This window comes from Cytobacillus sp. (genome assembly GCF_964223445.1).
In the GTDB taxonomy this organism is placed as follows: domain Bacteria; phylum Bacillota; class Bacilli; order Bacillales; family Cytobacillaceae; genus Cytobacillus.
The window spans coordinates 1-23992 of the sequence record NZ_CAXQGS010000098.1 but is presented as its reverse complement, the minus strand read 5'-3'; the positions used below and the strand labels follow the sequence as shown (position 1 = coordinate 23992).

General features: G+C 40.4%; 26 protein-coding genes. 9 read left to right on the top strand and 17 right to left on the bottom strand.

Going from position 1 to position 23992, the window contains the following annotated elements:
* Window positions 1-180: 180 nt before the first annotated feature.
* The 4 genes from sdaAA to ACEQ1T_RS17810 form a co-directional block, all read right to left on the bottom strand.
* Entirely contained in the window at window positions 181-1056 is an 876-nt protein-coding gene (sdaAA, locus tag ACEQ1T_RS17825; protein WP_206837695.1) for an L-serine ammonia-lyase, iron-sulfur-dependent, subunit alpha, read from the bottom strand.
* Window positions 1057-1090: 34 nt separating this feature from the next.
* Complete coding sequence (gene sdaAB, locus ACEQ1T_RS17820; protein WP_206837289.1) at window positions 1091-1753, bottom strand: L-serine ammonia-lyase, iron-sulfur-dependent subunit beta; 663 nt, start codon at window positions 1751-1753, stop codon at window positions 1091-1093.
* A 94-nt stretch (window positions 1754-1847) separates the two neighbouring features.
* Window positions 1848-2528: a transcriptional regulator gene (locus ACEQ1T_RS17815; protein ID WP_226280769.1), complete on the bottom strand. Its 681-nt coding sequence runs from the start codon at window positions 2526-2528 to the stop codon at window positions 1848-1850.
* Window positions 2529-2702: 174 nt separating this feature from the next.
* Window positions 2703-2936: a hypothetical protein gene (locus ACEQ1T_RS17810; RefSeq protein WP_370224031.1), complete on the bottom strand. Its 234-nt coding sequence runs from the start codon at window positions 2934-2936 to the stop codon at window positions 2703-2705.
* Window positions 2937-3098: 162 nt separating this feature from the next.
* Here ACEQ1T_RS17810 and ACEQ1T_RS17805 point away from each other — a divergent pair, with 162 nt between their 5' ends.
* From ACEQ1T_RS17805 to ACEQ1T_RS17795, 3 genes are read left to right on the top strand one after another with little or no spacing between them, the layout of a single operon-like run.
* Window positions 3099-4493 carry an ATP-binding protein gene (locus ACEQ1T_RS17805; RefSeq protein ID WP_370224030.1) on the top strand — a complete coding sequence of 465 codons (1395 nt, stop codon included), beginning with the start codon at window positions 3099-3101 and terminating at the stop codon, window positions 4491-4493.
* On the top strand, window positions 4471-5148 hold the full coding sequence (locus ACEQ1T_RS17800; protein ID WP_206837276.1) for a response regulator transcription factor: 678 nt from the start codon (window positions 4471-4473) through the stop codon (window positions 5146-5148). The genes ACEQ1T_RS17805 and ACEQ1T_RS17800 overlap by 23 nt, the downstream gene beginning before the upstream one ends.
* A 3-nt stretch (window positions 5149-5151) precedes the next feature.
* Window positions 5152-5712 carry a TVP38/TMEM64 family protein gene (locus ACEQ1T_RS17795; RefSeq protein ID WP_206837273.1) on the top strand — a complete coding sequence of 187 codons (561 nt, stop codon included), beginning with the start codon at window positions 5152-5154 and terminating at the stop codon, window positions 5710-5712.
* Window positions 5713-5752: 40 nt separating this feature from the next.
* On the opposite strand, the gene ACEQ1T_RS17790 is transcribed toward ACEQ1T_RS17795, so the two are convergent.
* From ACEQ1T_RS17790 to ACEQ1T_RS17780, 3 genes are all read right to left on the bottom strand, one after another.
* Window positions 5753-6352: a YdhK family protein gene (locus ACEQ1T_RS17790; protein ID WP_206837270.1), complete on the bottom strand. Its 600-nt coding sequence runs from the start codon at window positions 6350-6352 to the stop codon at window positions 5753-5755.
* Between the two features lie 187 nt (window positions 6353-6539).
* Window positions 6540-6869 (bottom strand): four-helix bundle copper-binding protein, encoded by a 330-nt coding sequence (locus ACEQ1T_RS17785; protein ID WP_370224028.1) that lies wholly within the window; start codon window positions 6867-6869, stop codon window positions 6540-6542.
* A gap of 131 nt (window positions 6870-7000) precedes the next feature.
* On the bottom strand, window positions 7001-8968 hold the full coding sequence (locus ACEQ1T_RS17780) for an LTA synthase family protein (protein WP_206837263.1): 1968 nt from the start codon (window positions 8966-8968) through the stop codon (window positions 7001-7003).
* A 300-nt stretch (window positions 8969-9268) separates the two neighbouring features.
* Between ACEQ1T_RS17780 and ACEQ1T_RS17775 the strand changes: the two genes are divergently transcribed.
* A complete protein-coding gene (locus ACEQ1T_RS17775; RefSeq protein WP_312886140.1) occupies window positions 9269-9925 on the top strand; it encodes a YitT family protein in 657 nt (218 codons plus the stop codon).
* Window positions 9926-9960: 35 nt separating this feature from the next.
* On the opposite strand, the gene ACEQ1T_RS17770 is transcribed toward ACEQ1T_RS17775, so the two are convergent.
* On the bottom strand, window positions 9961-12252 hold the full coding sequence (locus ACEQ1T_RS17770; RefSeq protein ID WP_370224027.1) for an ATP-dependent DNA helicase: 2292 nt from the start codon (window positions 12250-12252) through the stop codon (window positions 9961-9963).
* Window positions 12253-12410: 158 nt separating this feature from the next.
* Here ACEQ1T_RS17770 and ACEQ1T_RS17765 point away from each other — a divergent pair, with 158 nt between their 5' ends.
* Together ACEQ1T_RS17765 and ACEQ1T_RS17760 are read left to right on the top strand one after the other, a co-directional pair.
* The gene (locus ACEQ1T_RS17765; protein WP_206837253.1) at window positions 12411-12845 is read left to right on the top strand and encodes a hypothetical protein; all 435 of its coding nucleotides are present in this window, start codon (window positions 12411-12413) and stop codon (window positions 12843-12845) included.
* Window positions 12846-12956: 111 nt separating this feature from the next.
* Window positions 12957-13142 carry a hypothetical protein gene (locus ACEQ1T_RS17760; RefSeq protein WP_061790877.1) on the top strand — a complete coding sequence of 62 codons (186 nt, stop codon included), beginning with the start codon at window positions 12957-12959 and terminating at the stop codon, window positions 13140-13142.
* A 68-nt stretch (window positions 13143-13210) separates the two neighbouring features.
* On the opposite strand, the gene ACEQ1T_RS17755 is transcribed toward ACEQ1T_RS17760, so the two are convergent.
* The gene (locus ACEQ1T_RS17755) at window positions 13211-14245 is read right to left on the bottom strand and encodes a mechanosensitive ion channel family protein (protein WP_370224024.1); all 1035 of its coding nucleotides are present in this window, start codon (window positions 14243-14245) and stop codon (window positions 13211-13213) included.
* Window positions 14246-14382: 137 nt separating this feature from the next.
* Between ACEQ1T_RS17755 and ACEQ1T_RS17750 the strand changes: the two genes are divergently transcribed.
* Both ACEQ1T_RS17750 and ACEQ1T_RS17745 read left to right on the top strand, forming a co-directional pair.
* Window positions 14383-15468, top strand: coding sequence for an AI-2E family transporter (locus ACEQ1T_RS17750; RefSeq protein ID WP_370224023.1), 1086 nt, complete (start codon window positions 14383-14385; stop codon window positions 15466-15468).
* A gap of 107 nt (window positions 15469-15575) precedes the next feature.
* Window positions 15576-16625 (top strand): M42 family metallopeptidase, encoded by a 1050-nt coding sequence (locus tag ACEQ1T_RS17745; RefSeq protein ID WP_370224022.1) that lies wholly within the window; start codon window positions 15576-15578, stop codon window positions 16623-16625.
* A 46-nt stretch (window positions 16626-16671) separates the two neighbouring features.
* Here the strand turns inward: ACEQ1T_RS17745 and ACEQ1T_RS17740 are convergent, their stop codons facing one another.
* Window positions 16672-17226 carry a M15 family metallopeptidase gene (locus ACEQ1T_RS17740; protein ID WP_370224021.1) on the bottom strand — a complete coding sequence of 185 codons (555 nt, stop codon included), beginning with the start codon at window positions 17224-17226 and terminating at the stop codon, window positions 16672-16674.
* Between the two features lie 235 nt (window positions 17227-17461).
* On the opposite strand from ACEQ1T_RS17740, the gene ACEQ1T_RS17735 reads away from it, so the two are divergent.
* The gene (locus tag ACEQ1T_RS17735; RefSeq protein WP_206837235.1) at window positions 17462-17653 is read left to right on the top strand and encodes a CsbD family protein; all 192 of its coding nucleotides are present in this window, start codon (window positions 17462-17464) and stop codon (window positions 17651-17653) included.
* 59 nt (window positions 17654-17712) lie between these two features.
* Here the strand turns inward: ACEQ1T_RS17735 and ACEQ1T_RS17730 are convergent, their stop codons facing one another.
* The 7 genes from ACEQ1T_RS17730 to ACEQ1T_RS17700 form a co-directional block, all read right to left on the bottom strand.
* Entirely contained in the window at window positions 17713-18699 is a 987-nt protein-coding gene (locus tag ACEQ1T_RS17730) for a LysM peptidoglycan-binding domain-containing protein (protein WP_370224019.1), read from the bottom strand.
* Between the two features lie 288 nt (window positions 18700-18987).
* On the bottom strand, window positions 18988-20865 hold the full coding sequence (selB, locus tag ACEQ1T_RS17725) for a selenocysteine-specific translation elongation factor (RefSeq protein ID WP_370224018.1): 1878 nt from the start codon (window positions 20863-20865) through the stop codon (window positions 18988-18990).
* A gap of 76 nt (window positions 20866-20941) precedes the next feature.
* Entirely contained in the window at window positions 20942-21745 is an 804-nt protein-coding gene (coaW, locus tag ACEQ1T_RS17720) for a type II pantothenate kinase (protein ID WP_370224017.1), read from the bottom strand.
* Window positions 21742-22470 (bottom strand): TIGR02206 family membrane protein, encoded by a 729-nt coding sequence (locus tag ACEQ1T_RS17715; RefSeq protein ID WP_370224014.1) that lies wholly within the window; start codon window positions 22468-22470, stop codon window positions 21742-21744. The genes coaW and ACEQ1T_RS17715 overlap by 4 nt, the downstream gene beginning before the upstream one ends.
* A 67-nt stretch (window positions 22471-22537) precedes the next feature.
* On the bottom strand, window positions 22538-22912 hold the full coding sequence (locus tag ACEQ1T_RS17710; protein ID WP_061791647.1) for an SET domain-containing protein: 375 nt from the start codon (window positions 22910-22912) through the stop codon (window positions 22538-22540).
* 32 nt (window positions 22913-22944) lie between these two features.
* Complete coding sequence (locus tag ACEQ1T_RS17705; protein WP_370224013.1) at window positions 22945-23622, bottom strand: diphthine--ammonia ligase; 678 nt, start codon at window positions 23620-23622, stop codon at window positions 22945-22947.
* Window positions 23623-23687: 65 nt separating this feature from the next.
* The coding region (locus ACEQ1T_RS17700; protein ID WP_370224012.1) for an SbcC/MukB-like Walker B domain-containing protein at window positions 23688-23992 on the bottom strand (305 nt) is incomplete at its 5' end.

The window sequence follows — 23992 nt, the reverse complement described above, 5'->3', positions numbered from 1 at the left end:
TTCCGCTGCGGGCACTTGCTTTCCGCGGGGAGGAATGAGAGCCTCCTCGGCTATGCCTGTGGGGTCTCTCACTCCCTCTCCTCCCGCAGGAGTCAAGTACCCTCCGCTCCAATCAACTCAAATTGTTAAACTTAGTTGAAAGTTAGATAGGAACAATCTTACAAAACAGCCAATTTAAATTTACTGTTTTTTCCCAAAAATCTCTTCCTGCAGTCTTCTTCCGGTTGGCGTTGCAGCCAGTCCTCCCTCAGCTGTTTCCCTGAGTGCTGAAGGCATGGATTGCCCGATAAGGAACATGGCGTTGATGACTTCATCACATGGAATTCTGCTTGTAATTCCGGCGAGGGCCATGTCTGCTGCTGTCATGGCGTTGGAAGCACCCATGGCATTTCGTTTTACGCACGGGACTTCTACTAGTCCTGCAACTGGATCACACACAAGGCCCAGCATGTTTTTAAGTGTTATTGCCATTGCTTCAGCAGCCTGTTTTGGTGTCCCGCCTGCCATTTCTACAATGGATGCTGCAGCCATGCCGCTTGCAGATCCTACCTCAGCCTGACATCCTCCTGCTGCACCGGATATGGAGGCGTTGTTTGCCACCACAAAGCCAAATGCCGCTGAAGTAAACAGAAATTCTATCATTTCCATTCGTGTTGGATTTAGAACTTCTTTTACAGCGAACAGTGTACCTGGCACCACGCCAGCCGAACCTGCTGTAGGGGTGGCACAGATTATACCCATTGCCGCATTCACTTCATTGGTTGCAACTGCTTTGCTGACAGCATCCAATAGAATATTTCCTGATAAAGCCTTTCCGCTCTGAATGTACTTTTGCAGAAGGACTGCATCACCGCCAGTCAGACCTGTAACAGACGTGACACCTTTAAGTCCCCTCTCAACAGCCTGTTCCATGACAGTCAGATTGCGGTCCATTTTAGCGATAATTTCTTCACGAGTTAAACCAGTTACTTCTATCTCCTGCTGAATCATGACTTCAGCAATTTTTACACCTTTATTTTCAGCGAGCTCAACAAGCTCAGCAACATTTCTAAACAACATTAGACTTTCCCTCCTGATGACCAGCTAACTATTAGTCAACCATTCTGATGATTTGCGTGATATTCGGTAGCCCTTCAAGCTCTGTCATCACATCATGGCCGATCTTCTGATCCACTTCAATGACCATAATTGCCATTTTTCCTTTTTCCTTGCGTGAAACTTCCATATGTCCAATATTTATCTGGTGCTTTGATAAAATATTCGTAACAGCGGAGATAACTCCAAACTGATCGTTATGAACAACTAAAATGGCAGGATGTTCACCAGATAACTTAAGCTCAAAGGAGTTCAGCTCGGTTATTTCAATCGTGCCGCCGCCGATGGATATTCCTACAAGTTCAATGTCACGATCTCCTTCGGTAAGCTTGACTCTTACAGTATTAGGATGGTCTGTAACGGTATCTTCAACTGTAAAAATGACTTCAATCCCTGCTTCTTCAGCTAATTGAAGGGCAGAAGGAATTCGCTCGTCAAAAGTATCAAAGTCGAGGATTCCGCCTACAATGGCAACATCCGTACCATGTCCTTTATAGGTTTTTGCAAAAGAACCATATAAAGAAATCTCGGCTTTGGACGGCTGTTTTCCAAAAAGAGTCCGGGCAACACGCCCAATACGTGCAGCTCCGGCTGTATGTGAACTTGAAGGTCCGATCATAACCGGTCCAATAATATCAAATGCAGATCTGTATTTCATTTTTTATGCCCCTTTACTGTTAAGGTCTTTAAATTCAGATAGCTGCAATAAAAATTACAGCAGCTAGCTTTTCCTCAAAATTAAAAACGTGTCTTTATTTATGCTCCACAGCTTCCGGCTGGAGCTCATTAATCGTTCTGATTTTCTGCAGGTAATTATAAATGGTGAATTTGGAAACCCCAAGCACAGATGCAACATAATCAGTTGCCCCTTTAATGAGGAATGTCCCTTTATCTTCAAGCTGGCGGACACATTCAACTTTTTCTTCGAGCGTCATCAATGAAGGTGCCTTCCTAAAGCCTTGAAGTACTTGATCCACCATCTCGTGAATAACATCCTGGACGGAATTAAAAAAGGTCTCCGATTTAGAGGAATGTTCATCAAAGCTGATAAACTCTTCAATTTCTCCTCCAAATTGCATGAGCAGGCTAATATCATAATTAAGGCACAATGCACCAATTACTTTATTTTCATCATCACGGAGAAAAATCGTGGATGATTTCATGACATTTCCTTTTTTGGATTGTGTTTTATAATTGGCTATATCATTAACTTCGTTTTTATGTTTGGCTAATTCATTCAATACAAGATCTGTGATGGGTGAGCCGATTTTCCTGTCCGTTATATCTCCTGCAATATGAATAAGCGATTTTTTTAAGTCGCTGAAATCGTGCACTGCCACTTCACAGCGGGAACCAAACATTCGAACTAGCATATCTGCGGTCCGGATCGCCAAGTCAAAAACAGGTCTATGGCATTCCTTCAACTTTGTCACTCCCTTTTGTGTAATCGCTTTCATTATTATACTACTTTATATTTCTCTATAATTTCATATTAACATAAATACATACATTGTTAAAATAAAATTTTAATAGCTACAAAAAAATTGTAAGATACATAAAAAATTGCCGCAACAATTATTCAGATGCGGCAACTCAATATTATAATATTATACATTTTTTAATACAAGATAAAGCCTGTTGACTCTCTCGGTTTGTTCCTCCTCGGAAGCAAGATCAAATTTTTTCAGCAAATGAAATACCTCATTTAAAATATCCTGTGTATGTTCCTCCTGAAAAAAAGATTGAAACAAAGAACTCATATCGCCCGGCAGAAATTCTTTTTGCTGTTCAAACTTATTTTGCACATCTTCCGGTGGGTGATCCAATTTGCATTCACTCATAAAAAAAACCTCCTGTATGACTGTTACTTGCTTTTTTCATTATGATAAATCATTATTCTATTTTACCTTCTACAGTCCTATTAAAACATATACCTCTTCTGCATAGTTTCTTCAAACATTTCGACTATAATAGAAGTAATTGATTTGAAATGAGTGAGATCTTTGAATAAACTTTCCATGAAGCTGGGCCTGCTGTTCTTTCTGATCCTTTTTGGGCTAGAAACAATTATGTTCTTCTTTTTACATAGTACCCTTGTTGAATCACGTGTGGAGGAAGAGCTTATAGCTCTGCAGACACGCGGCAATTCACACCGTGCTATACTCGAAAAGCATTTTGATGAAAATACGATTTCCCATGTGGCTCTGATGGAATCCGAAGCAAATACAGATGTAGTCATTACAAATTCGAATAAAGAGATCCTTGGTGCTTCTGTTGATAGCAGTTTGATCCAAAGGTACATAGAAAGGCCGCTTACATCTTCTATAAGGGAAGGCAAGACCATCGAGGACAATTGGAAAGAAGAAGATTATATTTCAACAGTCAGCCCTATTGAAAAGGATGGAGTGCTGATAGGCCATGTATATATGTTTCAGGATACAGCCTGGATTCAGTCGTTAATTTCACGCTTAAATGAACAATTTTTAATCGCCGGGTTCATTGCCGTCATTTTTACCATTACTATCATCATCTTTTTATCAAAGGCACTGGCAAAACCACTGATTAAAATGAAGGAAGCCACCTCACAAATAAGCAGCGGTGATTTTTCAGTTTCCCTTCCTAAAACCGGTAACGATGAACTTGGGGATTTAGCACGGTCCATTCAGTTATTGGCGGGTGACCTGAATTATCTTAGAGAAGAACGCAATGAATTTTTGTCCAGCATATCGCATGAACTTCGCACTCCTCTCACTTATATAAAGGGGTATGCGGATATCGTTCAGAAGCGGAACCTGAGCCCGGAAGAAAGAAATCAGTATTTATCAATTATCCTGGAGGAAACCAACCGGCTTTCAGATATGGTTAAAAATCTTTTCGATCTGGCTAAGATCGATAAAAATACCTTTGACATAAAAAAAAGTCCTATTGATCTGAAGGATTTCATGAAAAAAATTGAAACAAAATTCTCACCGGCTTTCACCGAAAAAGGCATGCTGCTGTCTGTTATTTGCCGTGAATCAATCACTATATCAGCGGATGCATCAAGGCTGGAACAGATCATATTTAATCTTCTGGATAACGCCATTAAGTATTCTTCAGCTGGAGATAAAACAACAATTAATATAAGCAGGACCAAAAAACATGTCACCATCAGAATAAATGATACCGGAAGAGGGATCTCTGAAGAGGAACTGCCCTTTATCTTTAATCGGTTTTACCGAGTGGATAAATCACGTGCTAGAGCTCTTGGAGGGACAGGTCTCGGACTCGCCATTGTTAAGGAACTTGTCCATGCCCATGGAGGGACTATATCGGTCTGCAGCAGAAAAGGTGACGGAACTGAATTCGAAATTGTTTTTAAGGGAGAAACGGAATGTGAAAACAATACTTTTGGTTGACGACGAGACTAGAATGCTTGATCTAATTTCTTTATACTTAACACCACGCGGCTACAATTGCATTAAATTGGCTTCAGGTTCAGATGCGTTGATTTACTTGGAAACCCATTCTGCAGATCTCATCCTTTTGGATGTTATGATGCCTGAAATGGATGGATGGAAGGTATGCGAGGAGGTAAAAAAGTATTGGGATATTCCCATCATCATGCTTACTGCCAAAAGCGAAAAGCCGGACATTGTAAAAGGATTGAACATCGGAGCAGATGATTATATTTTAAAGCCATTCGATGAAGAAGAATTATCTGCTAGGATTGAAGCAGTTCTGAGAAGAAGCAAAAAAGATGGAAAAACCAAAACTTTCAAAGGGCTGGAACTTAAAGAAGATTCTTTTGAGCTATCCTATAAAAATAAGGAAATCCTTTTGACTCCCAAAGAGTTTTCCATGTTAAGCCTATTCCTCTCAAACCTGAACAGAGTTTTTTCACGTGAGCATTTAATAGGCTCTGTATGGGGCTATGGAGTGTCAATCGAAGACCGAACCATCGATTCGCATGTAAGAAATTTACGGGAAAAATTAAGAAAAGCCGGGTTTCCTGCAGATGAGTATCTGACGACTGTCTGGGGTATGGGCTATAAATGGGCCGGAAAGGATTAATGGATGTTTTCTGATATCATCAAATGGTTTTCAGATGAACCGATATTGGCAGCCATATTTAGCATATCCATGAACATTGCTGCATCTATAACGGGATTCCTCCCAAGTGCCTTTATTACTGCTGGAACAGTTGCCGCTTTTGATTTAAAAATGGGCCTAGTCCTATTGATCATCGGAGAAGCTGCTGGAGCAATTATAAGTTTTATTCTTTATCGTAAAGGAATCACTAAGCTAACCTCCTCTTTTCCTCAGCTTAAGAATAACAAATTATTTACTAAGCTCCAGAATACAGAAGGACCAGATGCCTATTTCATGGTTGTTTTGCTGAGAGTCCTGCCTTTTGTCCCATCAGGTGCAGTCACGCTGGCAGCAGCATTCAGCAAGATGAGGCTTCTGCCCTTTGGCATTGCCAGCACCATCGGTAAAATACCTGCTTTGTTTATTGAAGCCTTTGCGGTTTCACATGCATTAAAATTAAAATTGGAGCTGCAAATTACCATATTCCTTTTAGCTGCTTTTTCCTTTTTGGTTTATTATTTATGCAAAAATTATAAATTAAGTTAAGGAGCTTATCTTCGGCAGATAAACTCCTTAACTTTTTATATTATTCAGATGGAGAAAGCTCGTTTTCTGTTACCCACATGTGGTTTTTTACTTCCTGCCCGTCAGCTGTAGTAAAGTCAACTGTATAGACAGTTGTTTTCTGCACTGAATCGATTACAGCTGCTGCTCCTTCCATTCCCTCCATGTGGCTTGCATTTATTTTTACCTCGTCTCCTTCTTTAAATGGTTCCTCTCCTGCTTCAGCAATCTCTTCATGAACTACCCATTTATGATTTTCAACTTTTTTACCGCCAGTGGTTGGTGTATAAGAGACCGTATATACGGTTGTATCATAGGCGCCTGTAATTGTGGCTTCAGCTCCCTCCATCCCTTCCATATGTCCTTCTGTTATAAAGACCTTGCTTCCAACTTCATATTTTGGGTTTTCAGCTTCCTTTATTCCTTCAGGGACTTCTCCGGAGCCTGAATGGTCCATGCCTGAATGGTCTCCAGAATGGCCGCTGCTTTCATTATTCGTTGTGCTCTCTTCATTGCTGGTACCTTCCTGTCCGGCATTCTCATCATTTCCGCCGCAGGCAGTTAAAGTTAAAGCTGCAGCCAGAGAAACAAACCAGATGGCGAATTTTTTACTTGTCAGCATATCTATTCCTCCTTTTCTTCATGAAGTTAGTATGGCAATAAATTGTGCAGAAATTATGGAACAGGTATATAAAAAGTCTAATTAATTCCCTTTACTAATAGAAAATATGTACATTTCTGAGCCAAGTATTGAATATAAAAAGCATTGAAAACAGACACCCTGCTGGATGTCTGTATATTAACTTAAATTAAGCAGCCATTTTACGGCATTCTTCCGCACACTTAAAGCATGCTTCAGCACAGCGCTGACAATGGCCATGATCGTGTTTTTTGCACTCGTTTCCACATGCTTCACAAATTTCTGCACATAGGGCGCAAATTTGCCTGGCAAAAGGGCTGTTTGACTGCATCGCCTTAGCTGCAAATGCACAGATATCAGCACACTCCCTGTCCAGGCGGATACAATCCGCCATCATTTTAACATCCTCTTCACCTAAGCATGCATCAAAGCAAACATTACATGCCTCCATGCATTCTAAACAAGCCTGGATGCATTCTTCAAAAGATTGGCTATACATTCTATCATCCTTCCTTTTATTTCTTTACAAAGTTACTCTACCCGTGCATTTTTTTAGTAAACTGCATATTTTCTGCATAGATTGCGGATGCAAAAAAAGAGAGCAGAGAATTATCTCTCTGCTCCCCAATATTACTTCTGCATACCCGGCCCATTTCTTTCCTCTATAAATGGCACCTCTTTTTTTACATATGAGTAATCATTCCGGTTGACCGGAATAAATCCTTCCGGCTTATAAAAGCGCAGAAGGTCCTTGTAAACAATGCTGTCTGACATTTCAAGCTCTTTTTTCGCCTGATCGGAAAACGGCTTACAGGCATTAGCTTCAGCTATTTCGCCAGTTTTAGTAAAATAACAGGTCTCTTCAATCTGTGTATATTCCGGGGAAATGAAGTTGCCGTTTCGAAACGGGACTACTTCACGGTGCTTATCTGATAATAGATCTGACCCCATTTCGAGGTGATTTCTTGTATCAATGCCCAGCAGGTGAAGTAAAGTCGGACGCACATCCACCTGTCCGCCAGCATGATGAACAATGCCGCCATCCACTCCTGGTACATGGATGAATACTGGCACTCTTTGAAGCTTGGCATATTCAAATGGCGTAACCTCTTTTCCGGTCACTTCCGCCATAGCTTCATTGTGGTTTTCCGAAATTCCATAGTGATCGCCATACAGAACCACGACTGTATGGTCATACAGCCCGGACTCCTTTAAATCATTAAAGAACTGCTGGAGTGACTGATCCATATAATTCGCCGACTGGAAATAGTGGTTAACCACATCATTATCCGTTTCGCCAGAAGGAAAATCAGTATCCCACTCATCCATTTTAAAGGGGAAGTGATTAGAAAGAGTGATGAATTTTGTATAAAATGGCTCTGGCAGACTGGTCAGCATCGGCATGGATTCCTTGAAAAACGGCTTATCCTTCAACCCATAGTTTTTAGTATTTTCATTGCTCATATTGTAATACTCAGCATCAAAAAACTTGTCATAACCCATGGTTTTATACATTTCGTTACGGTTCCAGAATGTCTTGTAGTTTCCATGGAAAGCTGCTGAAGTATAGCCTAGTGACTTTAAAATAGCAGGTGTGCCATGGAAGGTATTTTGCGCTTTTGTTACATAAACCGCTCCCTGTGACATTGGATATAGCGATGTATCCATAATGAACTCGGCATCGGAAGTCTTTCCCTGTCCTGTTTGATTCACAATATTATCAAAATAAAACGTCTTGCCGCTATGTGCAAGTGAGTTCAGGAATGGAGTAACTTCTTTTCCATTCAGCTTGTAGTCAATGATAAAAGTCTGAAGAGATTCCATGGATACGTAAATAACATTCATGCCCTTAGCTATTCCGAAGTATTCAGGGTTCGGAGGTGCATACTTGGCTTTCACATAGTTCTCCACTTCAGTTACATCATTACTATCCGCCAGTGCCCTTTGGCTGGCAGACTTCGCATTTTGCACAATGTCATATACAGTGAAATTGTATGCTCCAAGGTATTTCACCAAATAATTGCGGTCGAAGGAACGTGTAAGCAGTTCAGGCCGGTCATTCTCAGCAATTTCAAGATTAATGAAGAATACAATGATACCTGCAGCGATAACAGCCAATGCGGGTTTTCTGCTAATTTTCTTTCCTGGTTTGTACCATTTCCTTACTGCCAGGAAAAGGAGCAGCAGAGTATCTGTAAAGTAAAAAATATCCCATGGAGACATTAAAGAAAGAGCACTATCCCCCAGCTGCCCCCCATTTACTTTTGCCTGCATTAGTACGGGAACTGTAATAAAGTCGTTAAAGAATCTATAATAAACGACATTTGCATAAAGCAGGAAGGATAAAAATAAATTCAAGCCAATAAGCATGCCTGATTGCCATTTTCCTTTGAAAAACAAAGCAAATCCCAGAAATACCAGTGTAGAGCTTAATGGATTCAAAAACAGCAGAAATCGCTGTATGTCATTGTTGATCCCTAAATTAAATTCGATTCGGTAGGCTATATAAGTTTTTAGCCATAAAAGGATAACAGACAGAAAGAACACAGCTAGGCTGGTTTTCGCCAAATTCCTAGGTGATTTAAATAACTTTCCCATAAGTGTGGTTTCACCTCTTAAATTGTAAACATGCGAAAAACTTAGCAGCGGCTAAGTTTTTATATGTAAAAAATATGTAAAGCCAGCATTAATAAATGGTGAATGAATGTAAAATAATATAGCACAGTTTCAAATGAATGAAAACTGATATCCTCTTAATATCTTTCGCCTTTTTCCTGCAAAATCCAACAACTTTTAATAATAATTTTCTGTTAACCCACGCAATCTGATGATAAAATGGATTTTCCCTTCATAATTTCAGTGCTGAGGGAGTATTGATTTTAAATAGGGTCAAGCTAAATATTAAACATAGTTGATTGGAGAGTCTTCATGAAGGAACGTTTCGTATTTTTTATTATTGGGATGCTTATCCTGACAATGGGTGTAGCCTTAATTATCAGGTCAAACCTTGGAGCTTCTGCCTGGGATGCCCTGGCTGTTGGTGAATCTCAAATGTTTAACTTAACAGTTGGCACCTTTGTTTTTATTAATGGAATCGCTCTTATTTTTATAAATGCTTTTTTAATGAAAAAAAAGCCTGAAGTCCTCGCAGCCATTTCCATATTAATAATTGGCGCACTAATTGACTTTTGGCTTCTCGTTATTTTTGGTGACCTTTCGCCGCAAACATTAGCAGGTCAATCATTCATTTTACTTTTTGGCATTCTTTCGATGGGAATGGGAGTTGCCATCTATCTTCAGGCCAAATTTCCGGCAAGTCCGATGGATACATTGATGGTAGCCATTCACACAAGATTTGGATTGAATTTAAGAAATTCAAGGATCATCAGCGAAAGCTTCGCCCTGCTTCTTGCGTTTTTATTCAAAGGCGCAATCGGTGTAGGCACGATTGTAGTAACATTAACACTTGGTTTGGTGGTACAATTCTTTTACCCTATTTTTGAAAAAACGCTTGAAAAAATGCAGGCACCCAAAGGCCCGCTTATTACCAAATGATCACCCTCATCCTGCTCTTTCTGAGCAGGATATTTTTAACTTTTAAACAAAATAGAATCCTTCCATTCTTCTGGCAGCAATGCCTGATACTCTTCCTGTACATACCTGTCATCCATTAAGACAATCATGCCTGTATCGTTTTCAGAACGAATAAGTCTGCCTCCTGCCTGAAGAACTTTGTTCATTCCAGGATAAGTATAGGCATAATCATAGCCGTTTTTTCCTTGCTGATGGAAATAAGCTTTCATAATATTGCGTTCAAAGCAGATCTGGGGAAGACCCACACCCACCACAAATACACCATTCAGTTTATCCCCCTGTAAATCAATCCCTTCTGAGAAAATCCCGCCCATGACTGCAAATCCTAACAGAGTTCCAGAAGCATTTGGCTGGAATGCCTCCAGAAACTTTTCCCTTTCTCCTTCATCCATTCCCGACTTTTGAATGATTGTTTGCATTGGCATTTCCTCATCGAGGAACCTTCCATAAACATTCTCCATATATTGATATGATGGAAAGAAAATCAGGTAATTTCCCTTTTGATCCTTAAGCATGTCCTTAATGGTGCTGACGATTGGTCCTATTGATCCTTCACGGTCACGATATCTTGTGGAAAGCGGCTGTATGTATACCTTTGCCTGATCTTTTGAGAATGGTGAAGGAATGGATACAATAAAATCTTCTTCTCGAAAGCCAAGCATGTCCAAATAATAATTGAGAGGCATTAAGGTAGCGGAAAAAAAGATAGCCGATTTGTATCCTTTTCTGGCCTTGTGCAGAAGATTCGATGGATCCAGGCAAAATAACTTGATGATCAGGTCATTTCTCTGCTTTTGAATATACGTTACAAACCTTTCATCATACAGTTTCCCAATTCTGATGAAGTTCTGGGCAGCAAAGAATACTTCCAGCAATTCTTCATCTGAATTATTTCGATTTTGCCCCAGATAGTTTTCCGCATATTGAACAAATCCCTCAAGAACTTCAAAAAGTTCTTCAGGGGGATCTTTTTCTGCGATCTCCTGATTTTCACCACATTTCTTTTTTAATGCAATAAAAATTCCATTAACCTGTTTTGCGCTTTTTTGGATCCCTTCATCCTTCCCCTTAAAGCTCCTGCTCAATTGAAGAAAGGATGATTTCTCCAGGGAACTTGAATACATTTCCCTTCCACGGTCCACAAGATTATGCGCTTCATCGATGAGGAGCGCCGTTTTCTTTTTATCCTCATCCAGGAATCTCTTAAGTGAGACCCTCGGATCGAAAATATAGTTATAATCACCAATAATGGCGTCGGCGGAGTATGCAGCATCCAATGAAAATTCAAAAGGACAGACTTTATGCCTCATAGCATATTTTTCAATGGTCGTTCTTGTTATCATGTTCTCATTCTTCAGGAGGTCAAGAACGGCATGGTTTATTCGGTCGTAATATCCATTGGCAAACTCACAGATGTCTTTTTGACAATTGGTTTCTTCCTTAAAGCAAATTTTTTCCTTGGCCGTGATTGTGACCGATTTTAGATTCAATCCATCTTCCTCCATCATGGCAATGGCCCCTTCAGCAGCCTGACGGGTAATGGTTTTGGCTGTAGCATAAATGATCCTATTTATATGTCCTTCCCCAATAGCTTTTAATGCCGGAAAAAGTGTAGAAATAGTTTTGCCAATGCCTGTAGGTGCGTTGGCAAATAAGTTTTTCCCTTCAGCAATGGTTTTGTATACTGCCACGGCAAATTTTCTCTGGCCATTTCGGTATGCAGGAAAAGGAAAAGCCAGTTCTTTTACGCTCCTTATTAATTCCTGCTGATGCTGAATCCTCAAATCAGCGTAAGGAAAATAGGATTCCAGAAGGTAAAGTATAAATTCTTCAAGTTCACGAAAAGAATAGCTTTGCTGAAATCTCTTGACTTCATTTGTTTTAGACTGTACATAGGTTAATTGAACCGTCATTTCTGAAAGATAATGATCTTTTGCATACATGAAAGCATAGCATTTAGCCTGAGCCCAATGGACAGGATAAGCATATTCATCAATTTCAGTTAGCGGGAGGGAAACAGACTTAATTTCATCGATCATGCATTCTTCATTTCTGATGAAAAGCCCGTCACACCTGCCCTCAAGCTGAAAGTCGATGTGATTGAAAGTTAAGGCTGCGTGCAGGTACACTTCTTTTTGATCTTCTTCCCCATAAAGTTTTTGGATTCTCTGATGAATCCTGGTTCCTTCTGAAAGCGCCACTGCAGAACGGAAGCCTGTTTCAATGCTGCCGCTTTTATAAACATATTCAACTAACGATCTAACCGATATTTTTATCTTATTAGGCATTGAAACGGCTCCTTGCTTTATTATTCCCTCATTATAGCACATACGTTCTATTAGTGAGAAAGATTTGCAAAATCAGGAAAAGACCATTTACAATTTAAAGAGATAAAAAATGGGAGGAGCGTGAGCGGTTCTGTTCGTTTTTTGAGCAGCCCAAAAAGTTGAAAAAAATTATTTTTTGGACAATAACTGGAGGGTCTTTTATTTTATTGGGATTCCTCATCTATTTTGCTTCAATGGATTTGATATCAAATAAAGTAATGACAGAAGTTGCCGGCAGCATCACTGAGAATGATCTGGAGATGCTTGCCAATGATCCAAATGTCGAGGCCCTCCTTGGAAGCAGCCAGGATGATTTAAAAGCTATAGATTTTGAAGAGACATCATTGCCGATCAAGACAAAAGAAGAGGCTGTGAAGAAGATTTCAGAGAGCTTTTCGATGAAGGAAATCCAGCAGAGTGTCTCTAAATTAAAAGGCGGACTGACTGCTGAAGAGCAGAATGAAATATACAGCCTTTTAACTGAAAGGTTATCAGAGGAAGAATTAACTGCTTTAAAACTCATTGCTATTCAGGAAGTAAAAAGGAATCATTAGCACTAAATAATTCTAAAGAACTGTTTTTGTCTTATTCGAAAGATTTGGGATATTAGACCAAGCAAGATTCCTCCTTTTTCATACCATAGTATTGGAAGGGAGGGATATATAATGTATCAATTGGCATTATTATATCTTGCTTGTATGCTTGCTGGCTACGGCATGACAATGGTACCTGTTACTGCAGTTATTACTTCAGGCATTGCCAGCTTTTTCACCATTGTCGGAAGTCTGGCTATGATCATCTTTGGTCTTGCCATCCTTTATCTTGGCGTGAAAGCTTTGTTAGGGAAATAGTTTACACCTAGGAAATACCAGCCCTGAGCGGCTGGTGTTTTCGTTTTGCCTCCTTTTAACTGAACCCGTCATTCACCAGACAGCAGCTGTGCTGAGGCAAGTTCGATCCCATTTTTAAAAAAATGCTCTGCAATTACATGTCTTAGCCGGCTTTCAAATTTCTGTTTGGCATCAAAGTTTGCAACAGGCACTTCAATTAAAAAGTCCATGGCCTTATTGCGGAAATCCACAAAACGGATATCTGGTGCAGGTGCATTTAAAACCCCTTCTGTTTTAGGCATTTCCACGTTTACTGCTTCTCTAAGAAGCTTTTCAACTTTATCTGTATCAGTGCCATACGCAACGCTGATTAGAACCTGTGCAAGCATTTCAGAGCCTGTCCGGTTCTTAATGATCTGTTCGATGAAGTATTGGTTCGGGACGATGAGGGTTCCCTCTTTAGCTGTGCGGACGATAGTGGATCTGAGACGAATGCTTTCTATTTTACCAATCTTATTATTGATCTCGATCACTTCACCAATTTCAATCGGCCGTTCGAAAAGGATGATGATGCCTGAAATAAAGTTACCGGCAATATTGCGCATGCCAAACCCTATACCAATGCCGAGAACACCCAGTATGGCAGCAGCTGCAGTCAAATCAAGCCCAACCGTTGTCAGGCTGAAGGCGAGCGCTGCAATCATGACGGTATAATAGATCATTCTGTTGAATGAATAGCCGAGCCCCCTGTCAACACCATAGAATTCATAAACAGATGTTAATACATATTTGGTGAATACTTTTACGATCCGATTTGCAAGAGAGACTATCAAAAACGCTACAATTATTAAATATAGTGTCACATCTACCTCCCCTGCTGTGAATAAGGTATAAAAAAGCCATTTCTCCCTTGAAAAATAAAACAAAAATAGAATGATAATTCCATAAAAAGCTGCCCAGTTCACGAGTGAAGAAATTCCCTGCATGATCCGGTCGTTTTGTACTGACTTGCCCTTTCTCTTATTCACGAGTAAGTTAAGTGCCCATTTGGCAGCCAATATCACTCCTGCAAACAATAAAAACAGCATTGCTTCCTTAATGGTTACATTTTTTATAAACAGCATATTTATACTCCTTCACCATTGTGTTTTTAATGTTTTACCTATTCCTCTTACATCGATTCTTAAACGGCTGTGTTTAATACTGTTTGAAAAAAGGAAAGGTGATTACTAAATACATATAATAAGGTTGGGGTATATGAATGTGGATCAATAAACCATTTTTTAAATATGCAGCAGGCACTATTACCGTATTAATCATCATTTTTCTGCTTGGTAAGATTGATTACTTCCTATGGCCAATTAAAGCTTTGGTTGCCACCATTTTCTTTCCGGTATTGATCGCCGGTATTCTTTACTACATATTGAGGCCCCTGGTTAGACTGGTTTCCAGGTCTTTACCCAAAACAGCCAGTATAATCGTCATTTTTGCTTTGGTGCTGAGTGCAGGGTATTTAGGATTTAACGCAATCGGCAATTTGATTGGCAGCCAGGTTACTGAACTAAGCGAAAACCTGCCGGCAAAGTTGGAAGATTTATCGGATGAAACGGAGAAAGTGGTTGAAAATAACAATATGGGCATGTTTTCTTATGACCAAGTCAAAAACAAAGCCTTGAACTTTTTAGAGACTATTTTATCAGGCGCTGGCGAGAACGTGATGAAGGTCTTCTCTACCATTACAAGCATTGTCACTGTCTTGGTTGTGGTGCCCTTTATTCTTTTCTACTTCCTTAAGGATGACCACAAGCTACGGCCTTTTCTGTTAAAATACCTGCCTGATAAACACGAGGAAGAAGGCAATAAAATTCTCGGAGATATTGATAAGACCTTGTTTTCCTATGTTAGCGGCCAGTTTATAGTGGCAGTCGTAGATGGTGTGTTAATGTATTTGGGTTATAAGATAATAGGTTTGGAATATGCATTAATATTAGCATTTTTTGCGATGTTCCTTACTGTCGTGCCATTTCTTGGCCCGGTACTTGGCATTATACCCGCAATCTTCATCGGTTTACTGCAAGGTCCCGGAATGGTATTAAAAATAGTATTAGTGCTTATCGCTGTTCAGCTGCTTGAAAGCAATCTCGTTTCCCCTCATGTGATGGGCAAAAGGCTTAACCTCCATCCGCTTACAGTCATCATTATCTTAATGGCTGCAGGATCAATTTATGGTTTTATCGGAATCCTCATTGCCATACCGTTCTATTCCGTCGTTAAGGTACTTGTAAAAGACTTTAGAAGATTTTACCGTTTAAGAACAAGGAAAAGCTTGCTCTCAGAAGAAATATAAGTGACCGACTGCCGTTATGGCAGTTTTTTATTTATTGGGCATGCTTATCCCAAGAAATAACAGTATAATAAGAATTGCGCGTGAATAATTCGAGAGGAGATTTTTATATGGCATACCCAAATACAAAAGAAACCATTAACTTACTAAAAGAAATCGTTTCTATTCCAAGCCCATCCGGTAATACAAATGAAGTGATTACATATGTGGAAAAGTTTTTTAATGAGCTTAATGTTGAAACAAATCGCAACCGCAAAGGAGGGCTAATTGCTTCCCTTCCCGGTAAAGACCAAACTCGTCACCGGATGCTGACTGCCCATGTTGATACCCTTGGAGCGATTGTGAAAGAAATTAAGCCTAGCGGCCGCCTGAAGATTGACCTGATTGGGGGATTCAAATATAACTCGATTGAAGGCGAATATTGCGAAATCGAAACATCTTCAGGCAATAAGTTTACCGGCACCATCCTGATGCATCAAACTTCTGTTCATGTATATAAAGATGCCGGGAAAGCTGAAAGAAACCAGGACAACATGGAAGTCCGCATTGATGAAAAAGTACATAATGCAGAGGATGTCCGTGCACTGGGCATTGAAGTTGGGGACTTTGTTTCCTTTGATCCGCGGGTGCAGACGACACCGGCAGGATTCATTAAATCACGCCATCTGGACGATAAGGCAAGCGTCGCAATCCTTCTTCAGCTGATTAAACAGCTGAAGTCTGAGAACATTGAACTGCCGTACACGACCCATTTCCTTATCTCAAATAATGAAGAAATCGGCTATGGCGGCAATTCCAATATTACACCGGAGACTGTGGAATACCTGGCTGTTGATATGGGTGCTATGGGTGATGGCCAATCGACTGATGAGTATACCGTTTCCATCTGTGTTAAGGATGCAAGCGGTCCTTATCACTATGAACTAAGAAAGAGTCTGGTTCAGCTTGCCAAGGATAACGGAATTGGGTATAAGCTTGATATCTATCCTTTTTATGGATCTGATGCATCGGCAGCCATCCGTGCCGGACATGATATCGTTCATGGCTTAATCGGACCGGGGATTGATTCCTCCCATGCATTCGAGCGTACACATGAGGATTCAATTGAAAATACAGCTAAGCTGCTATATCACTATGTACAGTCAGAAATGGTACTTTAAGAAAGAAAGAAGAACCTGCACCCATGAGTGCAGGTTCTTTGTATTATCATTCAGTTCCAGGCGGCCTCTTGCCTCTTTGCAGCTCCCAGATGGAGAGCCCAAAGTCCATTTGAAGATGAGGATAGTCCTTGAATTGTGTCCAATCCCCGCCCCATTCAAAACCAAGATCCTTTGCCATATCAACGACCTCCATCCAATCCGACTTACTGTTGCCGTTGCCGTCATACTGCATATCCCAGATAACCTGGCCATCTACCGACATCAGGGCGAAATCAATCGCCAGACCGAAATTATGGTAAGACTCTCCCCCTTTAGCATGCGTAACAATATTCCCCTCAACTGAGCGCCCTTTTTCGTATAGGGCATCCTGTTCTTCTATACTTCTGAAATCCTGGGTGATGACTACGTTAATGCCTTTGTCAGCAGCCTGAGCAATAAGTTCCTCTTTCTTTTCTGCAACGGCAGGGTGCAGAGCAGCTGGCGGTGGAACTTCTGTTAAGTCAGGTTCTTCTATAAAATGAATATATTGATAGAACAAAAGTCCGATAGTTGATATGAATAATAATAAAACAAAAAGTCTTCTTAATTGTCTTAAAAGCAAGGTTTATTTTCCTTTCTTTGAGGGTTCCGCAGATAGATCCTTCTTATTTTAACAAGACTTTATCGAAACTTCACCTTTTAAGAGATTGAATTCCATCATTTACAATAGGAAGTCAATCCTTACAGCTGGATAAGCGAAATAAATCCCTTTGCCAGAAAGAAAAAATTTATTTATTTGTTTTGGAATATAGGTTTTGGGTATACAAAATAGAAAGTCAACAGAGGAGGAAATACTTATGAACAAAGATCAAACAAACGGCAATGCTGATCAATTAAAAGGTGAATTTAAAAAGCAATACGGGAAGCTGACCAATAATGAATCCAAAGAAGCTGAAGGCAATATGGATAAATTAAAAGGACAGGCACAGGAAAAATGGGGAGATGCAAAAGAAGCACTGTCGAAGACTTTCAATGATCGCAGAGATTAATAAAAGTACTCAACGCAGCTTTATTGCGTTGAGTACTTTTCCATGAGCAGATTAATTAATTAAAAAGTCGTTTTCGCCCCTAAATAACGAGGCTTCCAATATGAATTATTCATATCGCTGATTTCTACACCGCGTGATGAACCGGCATGAATGAATTTGTAATTGCCAAGATAAATTCCCGCATGTGATGGGCCGGACTTGTATGTTTCAAAGAAAACCAAATCGCCCACTTTTGGTGCTGATACATGTTTTGTCGCGCTCCAAATGGATGCTACAGTACGTGGAATAGAGATTCCTGCTTTACCGTATACGTAATTCAGGTAGCCGCTGCAGTCGAATCCGGCAGGTGAGCTTCCTGCCCATTCATAAGGTGAACCAATGTATTTCTTTGCTTCATCGATTAGTTCATTCACCTTTGATGTCGTTTGCCCTGCTACCTGTGATTCTGCCGGCTTGCTTGATGCCGAACCAGTTACTTTTAGAGTCTGGCCGGCATAAATCAAGTCAGAAGAAAGGCTGTTCATTGCCTTTAGTTGTGAAACCGATAAGTTATGGCGAGATGCAATACCTGAAAGAGTGTCGCCTCTTTTGATGGTATAAGATCCAGTGCTTGCAGGAGCAGAAGGTGCAGCAGTGTTAACCGAACCTTTTACTTTTAGCTTTTGACCTGGATATATCGTGTCACTGCTGATTCCGTTTAAACTTTTTAGTGTACTGACGGAAAGGCCATGTGTTCTTGCAATTCCCCATAAAGTATCGCCTGATTTCACTGTGTAGCTGACAGTACTGCTAGAAGACCCGCCTGTTGAGGCGTCATGGCTGTGCGGTGCGAGCAGAGTCAGGGCTTGTCCTTTGTAAATTATCGATCCTGATATATGATTCCATGTCTTTAACTCTTCAATTGAAAGATTGTTAGAGCGGGAGATTCCCCATAAGGTGTCGCCAGACTGAACTATATATTTATTTTCATGAGCACTTGCTTCTCCATTGAACGGTGTAATCAAAAAACCAGCTGTCGCAGCCATTGTAAGTAGTTGTTTCTTCAAGTTGTACACTCCTTAAATTTCTTTGACAACCTAATATTAGTAATAATTCTAGTAAAATCCTATCTGAAAATAATGGGCTAATAGGCATAATCAACCATATTTTCATAGTTTTGCCTCGAATGGTTAAATTGTAGTAAATTTATCCTGCATTTATTGGTGGTAATTTCCAAACTATCAGAAGAAACCGGGTCGTTTTTCATCATATTTCAGATTATTCTAATTAAACTTTTTTCTTTCTAAACAAAAATAGATCAGCATTCTTAAGCTGATCTATTTAAAGAAAACTCTTTAAATCCATATTCTCTTATTTTCTGCTCTGCGTGTAATACCCAAAGAATCAAGCTTTTCAAGAAATGGAATCATATACTTTCTGGAAAGGCCCAATACTTCCTTTGCGTGGCCCACTTCAAATTCAGCATCTGTGCTCTTTTTCAGTTCTTCTACCGCTCCTCTAAAATGATCACCATGCCAATAGTTTTGTGCATCCAACGGTACGACGATTTCCTGGTCTTCTAAATATCGTTTTAAATCGCCTTTGAGATTCTCAGGAATCCCGGCGGAAGCATAATACTCGTCAAAAGGCTTTACTTTATAGCCATCTTTTTTTAATTCAGCAAGAAGATTGTCAGTTCGTTTTTGCCAGCTTTTCGGTACATGAGGATAAAAACCATTATTCTGTAAAAACTGTCCTTTTCTTTGAAATGCACTTTTTTCAATCCCTGAATTTAAGACAAATTCAACCAGCATTTTAGGATATTTATTCTGCATTGCCTGCAGCAATTCTGCTTTATTGGCCCCTTGCTTCATTGGATTTTCCAGGTGGAACTCATTCAGGCGGTCAGCTATTTCTTCTTCTATTGCCTCTTTGATGGCTAATAAAGTGAATTCCTTACTGTTAATTCTCAGGAAATCTTCTTCTTGAAGTATTTCCTTAACCGTCAATTCATCCAGCGAGGTTTTTGCTGTAACCTCCGAAAGCGAAAGCACCTTATTTTCTGACAACGCAGCTTTTATGCGATCGTTCGGTGTCCCTTCTTTTTTCCTGCTTAATTCCTCAATGGTTTTTTGGCCGAACCGGTATTTTTCACCGTTCGGATCAATCACCCAGCCCCCGCCAATGGTCTCCTGGGGACTCGGCCGTCTTAAAATGAACCTGTCTCCCCTTTTGGCGACGACTTCCTCTTCTAAACGCAGCTGGCAGAGAATTTCTCCTTCTGAATTGGATAATTCATTACGGTCAAAAAAGACGATTTTACCCATGACCTCAGCTGTACCAATATGGCATTTGATCGGCATTCTCTGTTTGACGATATGCTCTAAATCTACCACCATCCTTACAGCTACATCAATGGTTTTCGTGACGCTGAAATGCTCAGACGATACAAGGACCTCGCCCCGCTCAATATCCTCCTTCGAAACACCCGAAAGGTTAATGGCTGCCCTTTGCCCTGCAAATGCCGATTTTGCAGGCTGATGATGTACCTGCAGCTGGCGTGCCCTGGTCTCGATACCAGTTGGCATGATTTTCAGAAGCTGTCCTTCTTCGACTTTTCCTTCATAAACAGTGCCTCTGATTACAGTTCCCTGGCCTTTCACCGTAAAGACCTGATCGATTGGAAGGCGGAATGCACCTTTTGCATCCCGTGTGTCCTGTTCTTTCAGCGTATGAATAATCAAACCCTTTAACTCTTCAATCCCTTTGCCTGACAGGCTATCTGTTAAAATAAATGGAACACCTTCAAAAACAGTGCCTTTCAGTTCCTCAAGAATTTCCTCTTTAACAAGGCTGGCGAACTCTTCGTCCACACGGTCAATTTTTGTTATGGCGACAATGCCATTTCGGATCCCCAGAAAATCGAGAATTTCCAAATGTTCTCTTGTTTGCGGCATAACACCCTCATCTGCTGCGACAGCCAGAATGACTAAGTCTATTCCTGCAACACCTGCAATCATTTGCCTGATAAAACGCTCATGACCCGGTACATCCACTACTGAAATTTGAATTTCCTCATCTTCATGTAAAGGGGCAAATCCCAGTTCTATGGATATTTGCCTTTCTTTTTCTTCTTTAAGCCTATCTGTATCCACATTTGTTAATGCTTTTGTCAATGTAGTTTTTCCATGATCGATATGGCCGGCCATACCGATTGTAAAGTATCTTTTCATCAAATCTGCCACCTGCTTCTTTTTGCATTCTTTTTCCACTGTATCCTGAAAAAAAGAATCTTTCAATCATCTGGTTTTATAAAGACAGCATCGCACCTATAGCTCCACAATACGCCCCATTTTGAATAAAGACAGGATTCTTGCCAAGCATGGCGGTATACTTCTTTAAAAGGTGCTTTAACGGTTCATTATGCTGAACCGTGCTTCCTATATAAATAATATCGCCAATCCGGTGCTGAACTGCTGCCTGAGTGCTTAGGAGCACAATTGTTTCTGCAATCATGTTTGTTAAACTGGCAGCTTTGTCTTCCTTGCTTACATGATCATCTTTAAATTTCCCAAAATTGCTGGCAGTCAGGCTGCCATCTATCGGTGAATTGAATGGTGCGTATATATCTTTAACCATTAAATCTGCATTCTCTGCTTTCCCGCTGCCTGCCAGCGAAACAAACGCGGAAAAATCTTTTTCACCTGTCAGCAATCTCCCCAGGCCCATCAATGTGCCACCGCCGATTCCGCTCCCGGACACCCTTGAGATTCTCCCGCCGCTGTTCAGGCAAATCGAAGTTCCTGTGCCTATACTTATTAAGAGAAATTTTTCATAAGATAAACCATCTTGCTTCATCAAATAGGATGCACCTATACCGCTAGACTCAAATTCAGGAACAATCCGGGCATTTTGAAAAAACTCATACTTAAGGTATTCAGCCTTCCCGCCTGTCAGGGCAATTGGCGCATCACCAGCAGTCATCCTCAGCCATTTCAGAGAACTATCCAGTTCATCAATTGAATAGCTTTTGTAATGAATTTGACCATGTTCATCAAAAGCCATTTTCAGCAGAGAACCTCCAGCATCAATTCCTATTTTAGCAGGTTTCAAGCAGATTCCGCCTTTCCAGCTTTATCTTTTCCAATCATTTTGAATGGCAGCAGCAATAATGAAAACAGGAATATTGCCGCAATTTCCAGTGTTATTATGTAATAAGGGTAAGGTCCAAAGTAATCTATTAATGATGGATTTTCCGGCTTACGGGAAAGGAACATATAATTTCCTCCTGTTAGCTTGTTTGCGAAAAATGCCGCCGCTGCACAGAAATTCAGGAAGGTAAATGATTGGAACAAACCCTTTCCTGTTGGCCTGAATTGATGAACAAACACGAAATGGCAGGTACAAACGATTAGATTATGAGTAATAAAAAATTGAAAATAGCGAAAATGAGGAAAGCCTAGAAACAGCTCAGGAGTCAGAATGGCCATTAATGCCCCTGTGACGCCAATGTAATAGACAATCTGGAAGACAGTCTTAGATTTCGATGCTAATAATAACAAGCAAAGAACTAAGCTTATGGAGCAAAGCTGAAGCGGCAGAGTGAAGGAAATATCCCATCTCCCGCCATGATAAAGCCAGAAATGGTAAAGGAGTTCCAAAGTAAAAAGCAATAGAAACATATACAGCCTGAATTCTTGATCAAGCCGGTATAAAACTTTTCTGAATATGAATAAAAGTACGGCTGCTGCTGCAAATAAGACAATCATGGCAATATGAGGTGCGGAAAAAACCATAAAAGGGAAGGCTTTATAATCATGAGAAAATACTCTGGACAAACTATTCTCTCCCTTCTGGGCTGGAGACTGCTCTCCGGGCCAGGGAAAGAATCAGTCTCCAATTAAATTATTTATTAAACCAAAGGGGATCATCATTATCAGCTTCCCCATTATAATTAATCAGAACCTCTTCACCTGCTTTAATATCTCTATAGGCGAAAAAGTCAAAGGTATGGTTGTCAAAATTGATATCATATACTGCATTTGGCTTGTAGGAATGGTTAAAAAGCATCCCATAGCCTAATAAGATAGCACTGTGATTTTTCCCGTATTCAAACGCATAATCAGCTAGAGCCGTTTTTTCAATATGCTGATGCTCTTTGTTTGGATAAGGAAGGACCGGGGCCTCATGAATCAGTTCACCCTTTTTAATATCGCGAGTAGCAAAGACTCCTCTATTATGTTCGCCATCGCTTACTGCTGATGTCTTAATTTCAATCATTTCGTTACCTGCACATTCTCGTCAATGACGTTTTATTTTTCAGCGAGCCTAAACTCGCCAAATTCCAATTTATTTGTGGTTTCAAGCTGAATCACTTCAGGAGAGTCCAGCTGAATGCTATTAGAAAATAGCGGACCGTCATAAACAAACGTATGATACTCACCTGATTCACCCATTGGACATACAGGTTTAGCTTCAATTTTGCTTACAAAGTCTTGATTAAGTTCCTTGCCCAGCCAGGAGCTGTCCAATACATCTTCCCGGACACGTATGACTTTCGCTTTATAGCCTGATTCCACAAATGCCTTTAATGCCTTAAGACTATCTTTCTCCTCCATCCATAGAGGATATACTGCATCCAATCCTGCATCAGCTGCTGTTTTTTCTCCCCATTCGCGGTGTCCATCCAAGTAAAGATCCCCATATGCAATGCCTGTAACCCCATATGTGTTTTTTATTTTTCTTAAATCACTCACGAAACGTTCTGAGTAATCTTCAAAAGTACAATGAATAAACTCTGCAGGTATGGATAAGCTTTTTGCCTGAAGCTGAATTAATTCCTTTTTTTCACCATGCCCGAAGGTTCTGCCAATCTCCTGCGGAACCGTTGTAAGAAGGCATGCAACCTCAAACCCCTTTTTTATCAGCACATCCAGAGCCAGGCAGCTGTCTTTGCCTCCGCTCCAAGATAAAACGACTTTCTTCTTCAACAGTCATCACCAACTTTAATAGTATGGGAAAAAGGAAAGATGGTCTATCCTTTTTCCCCTTATTCCTAATTTAAAAATTGAAACTGTGTTCGGCTTCCTGTCTGGCTTGCAGTTACTTCCAGACGTGCATCAATTCTTTCCTTCAGCTCAGGAACATGAGAGATGATGCCTACAAGCCTTCCGCTGCTTTGGACTTCGATCAATGCTTCTATTGCCTGATCTAATGATTCGGGATCAAGTGTCCCAAATCCTTCATCAATGAACATTGTCTCAAGGGATACTCCTCCTGCGTATTGCTGCACCACGTCTGCCAGGCCAAGAGCAAGTGCGAGCGCGGCTTTAAAGCTTTCTCCGCCAGATAAAGTTTTCA

Coding starts and splice junctions, on each gene's coding strand:
- ACEQ1T_RS17785 (WP_370224028.1), bottom strand. CDS start 6,869: ATGTATAGCCAATCTTTTGAAGAATGCATCCAGGCTTGTTTAGAATGC.
- selB (WP_370224018.1), bottom strand. CDS start 20,865: ATGAAAAGATACTTTACAATCGGTATGGCCGGCCATATCGATCATGGA.
- sdaAB (WP_206837289.1), bottom strand. CDS start 1,753: ATGAAATACAGATCTGCATTTGATATTATTGGACCGGTTATGATCGGA.
- ACEQ1T_RS17790 (WP_206837270.1), bottom strand. CDS start 6,352: ATGCTGACAAGTAAAAAATTCGCCATCTGGTTTGTTTCTCTGGCTGCA.
- ACEQ1T_RS17795 (WP_206837273.1), top strand. CDS start 5,152: ATGTTTTCTGATATCATCAAATGGTTTTCAGATGAACCGATATTGGCA.
- ACEQ1T_RS17750 (WP_370224023.1), top strand. CDS start 14,383: ATGTGGATCAATAAACCATTTTTTAAATATGCAGCAGGCACTATTACC.
- ACEQ1T_RS17810 (WP_370224031.1), bottom strand. CDS start 2,936: ATGAGTGAATGCAAATTGGATCACCCACCGGAAGATGTGCAAAATAAG.
- ACEQ1T_RS17755 (WP_370224024.1), bottom strand. CDS start 14,245: ATGCTGTTTATAAAAAATGTAACCATTAAGGAAGCAATGCTGTTTTTA.
- ACEQ1T_RS17770 (WP_370224027.1), bottom strand. CDS start 12,252: ATGCCTAATAAGATAAAAATATCGGTTAGATCGTTAGTTGAATATGTT.
- ACEQ1T_RS17760 (WP_061790877.1), top strand. CDS start 12,957: ATGTATCAATTGGCATTATTATATCTTGCTTGTATGCTTGCTGGCTAC.
- ACEQ1T_RS17735 (WP_206837235.1), top strand. CDS start 17,462: ATGAACAAAGATCAAACAAACGGCAATGCTGATCAATTAAAAGGTGAA.
- ACEQ1T_RS17780 (WP_206837263.1), bottom strand. CDS start 8,968: ATGGGAAAGTTATTTAAATCACCTAGGAATTTGGCGAAAACCAGCCTA.
- ACEQ1T_RS17710 (WP_061791647.1), bottom strand. CDS start 22,912: ATGATTGAAATTAAGACATCAGCAGTAAGCGATGGCGAACATAATAGA.
- ACEQ1T_RS17745 (WP_370224022.1), top strand. CDS start 15,576: ATGGCATACCCAAATACAAAAGAAACCATTAACTTACTAAAAGAAATC.